Annotated in this window: 3 protein-coding genes; 1 reads left to right on the top strand and 2 read right to left on the bottom strand. The window is 65.2% G+C overall.

The genetic code is table 11. From position 1 onward, the window contains the following. A partial coding sequence (locus CH262_RS26325; RefSeq protein WP_143547181.1) for a heavy metal translocating P-type ATPase occupies positions 1 to 1,174 on the top strand: 1,174 nt, incomplete at its 5' end. Positions 1,175 to 1,280: 106 nt separating this feature from the next. Here CH262_RS26325 and CH262_RS26320 read toward each other — a convergent pair. Both CH262_RS26320 and CH262_RS26315 read right to left on the bottom strand, forming a co-directional pair. Beyond that, complete coding sequence (locus tag CH262_RS26320) at positions 1,281 to 1,907, bottom strand: DUF305 domain-containing protein (protein WP_094626845.1); 627 nt, start codon at positions 1,905 to 1,907, stop codon at positions 1,281 to 1,283. Between the two features lie 85 nt (positions 1,908 to 1,992). Further along, entirely contained in the window at positions 1,993 to 2,427 is a 435-nt protein-coding gene (locus CH262_RS26315; protein WP_094626844.1) for a DUF6153 family protein, read from the bottom strand. Positions 2,428 to 3,076: the final 649 nt, after the last annotated feature.

Raw genomic sequence — 3,076 nt, 5'->3', positions numbered from 1 at the left:
CGACGACGCCGTCATCCGCACCATCACCGTGTTGGTCATCGCCTGCCCGCACGCACTCGGACTCGCGATCCCGCTGGTGGTCTCCATCGCCACCGAACGTGCCGCCCGCGGCGGGGTTCTGGTCAAGGACCGGCTCGCACTCGAAACCATGCGCACGGTGGACACCGTGCTCTTCGACAAGACCGGGACCCTCACCAAGGGTGAACCCACCGTCACCGCAATCGAGGTGACGAACGGGCGCACCGCCGACAATGTCCTCGCTTTGGCTGCTGCCGCAGAAGCCGACTCAGAGCACCCACTCGCACGGGCCATCGTTGCGGCCGCACGCGCGCGGAACCTGACCGTCCCGGCTGCAGCAGACTTCCAGTCGTCTCCCGCCGTCGGGGTCTCTGCGGACGTCGACGGCACCCGCGTGCAGGTCGGCGGGCCCGCGCTGCTCGAGCAGGAACACGGATCCGAACTTGCTGTCGCCGACCGGTGGCGGGGCGACGGGGCGATCATCCTGCACGTCCTCGCCGACGGTGCCGTGATCGGTGCCCTTGCGCTCGCCGATGAGATCCGGCCCGAATCACGCACGGCAATCGACGCGCTCCACGCCCGCGGAGTCGCGGTGGTGATGATCACCGGTGATGCCGATGCCGTCGCGAAGTCCGTCGCCACCGAGCTCGGTGTGGACCGCTACTTCGCCGGGGTGAAACCGGAAGACAAGTCCCACAACGTCGCTGAACTGCAGAGTGAAGGACGCACGGTGGCGATGGTCGGCGACGGAGTCAACGACGCCCCAGCGTTGGCACAGGCCGATGTCGGTATCGCGATCGGGGCCGGCACCGACGTCGCTATCGCGTCGGCAGGGGTGATCCTCGCCAGCGACGATCCGAGGTCGGTGTTGTCGGTGATCGAACTCTCGCGCGCCTCGTACCGGAAGATGAAGCAAAACCTCTGGTGGGCAGCGGGATACAACCTGATCTCGGTTCCGCTCGCGGCAGGGGTGCTCGCACCGGTCGGGTTCGTGCTGCCGATGTCGATCGGCGCGATCCTGATGTCGCTGTCGACGATCATCGTCGCTGCGAACGCACAATTACTGCGTCGACTCGACCTCGCGCCCGACACCATCACCGGAGCGGTGAACGAGGGGAGTTCCAATTCTCCGTCGCAGCGCACACCGTCACTGTGAGAGCTGATCTCGTACCGGAAACGCAGCCCTGACGACTGCGAAGCGCTGATGGCCGCACCCTCTCCGCCGGAGAGGATGCGGCCATCGTTGTGTATAGCGGGCCGGGTCAGCCGAGCAGCCGCTGCATGGTCTCGATTTCCTGCTGCTGAGTGGCGACGATGGCGCGTGCCATCTCCAGGGCGTCAGGATTGGAACCGTCCGCGATTTCGGTGTTCGCCATCTCGATGGCACCGGTGTGGTGGGCGATCATCATCGTCAACCACTGGCGGTCGAATTCCGGTCCCGACGCTGCCATCAACGCGTCCATGTCCTGAGCGGTCATCATGCCGCTGCCGGAGCTGTGGTCCATCCCGCCCATCTGACTCATGTCAGCCGAGGGCGCGGGCTTACCCCACTCGGCCAGCCACGCCGTCATCTGGTCCATCTCGGGCTGTTGCGCGGATGCGATCGCCGATGCCAGTGACAGGACCTCCGTGTTGTCGGTGCGGCCTTCGGCCATGTCGGCCATCTCGACTGCTTGCGCGTGGTGCGGGTACATCATCTGCGCGAACATCACGTCGGCATCGTTGAACTGCGCCGTCGAACCCGCCGGCGCGGACGATGCCGGCGTCGAGGACATCGATCCCATCGAATGGCCATCCATCGACGAATCGGCCCCGTTGTCGCTACAGCCGACGACGAGGAACGCGCTCGCGGCAGCAGCAGCGATCGAGGCAATGACTTTGGTACGCATGAGGAAACTCCTTGCAAGAGTGAGTAGTACAGAGGATTCGATGTCGTTCGATCCGCCGACAGACACGCGTCTGTCGGGCTTCCTGTCACACTCGCAAGGTCACCGATCTGTCCAACTCCCACAACGTCCACGGCGGCGCACGCCCCCACGCGGAGTCGGTGCGCCCAACGATCCGGTTGACCAGCATCGGTACCGGGTCGATGGCTGCGCTCGTCGCCGGGACCGTCAGCGCGGGCCACGACGCTGTCGTGCCCACACAGGGGTGCATCATCTGGTGTGCCGACGGGCAGTCGTGCTCCCCGGTCATCACCGGAACCGACACCGAGTTGGCCATGCGGGACGGCGCTGCCATCGAGGCATGGCCGCCGCTCATCGACATGGACATGGACATCGAGCCGGTCACAGGCATCGACATCGGTGTCACCGAATGCATCAACAGCACACCGAACACCGTCAGTGCAATCAGCAAACCGACCATCGGAGCTGGGCCCCGTCGACCGCGCCGGCTCACAGAGTGCATGCCCTCGACGATACCAAGAGATACCCCCTGGGGGTACATTCGTCTCTGCGCTTCGGTCTTCGATGCATTTTGTCAGACTTTCGTGGTGTCGAGACGGTCCGCGCCCGAAGGTCGACGACCCATTGTCCGTCGTCGATGCGGCGGCGTAGCGCAAGAGATCGTCCGGTGGTTGCCCGGCCTGCGAATGCGGTTGTCCCGCAGGGGTTAATGCTCTACGCACACGCAGGTTACGACGCTATAGTCCGCAGGTTTCTGCGAACCCGCGCAGTTACGTCCCACTTCCATTCCCACACCCAGGCCGGTCCGGACGGGAGCGGCCCAGCAGAGGCGAGCATCGGAGACAACGGATTCGGGGGCATCGACGACGAATGCCCGCGTAGGCGATCGGCGAACCATCGAAAGCCGACCGCAAGCGGTCGCACGTCCCCTCCGGGGCCGCCCCATATGGGTCACCAATTTGGTCGTACGAGTCGCCCGAGTCTGACATGCCGGGGACCCCGACCAGTCAACCCACGGTCGCAGGCTCCCTCTTCGGGGTTGACAGGCCACCCGTTATCTTCTTCCCAGCCCCTGACCATCGGGGGCGGGTCGACCGATCCGGTATGGCTTACAGGCCACCGGCCGACTTCAGGTCTCGGCGAGTGATGCC

Source organism: Rhodococcus sp. 05-2255-1e, assembly GCF_002259025.1.
GTDB lineage: Bacteria > Actinomycetota > Actinomycetes > Mycobacteriales > Mycobacteriaceae > Rhodococcoides > Rhodococcoides fascians.
The sequence above is the reverse complement of the archived record's forward strand: the minus strand, read 5'-3'. Positions and strand labels throughout refer to the sequence as shown.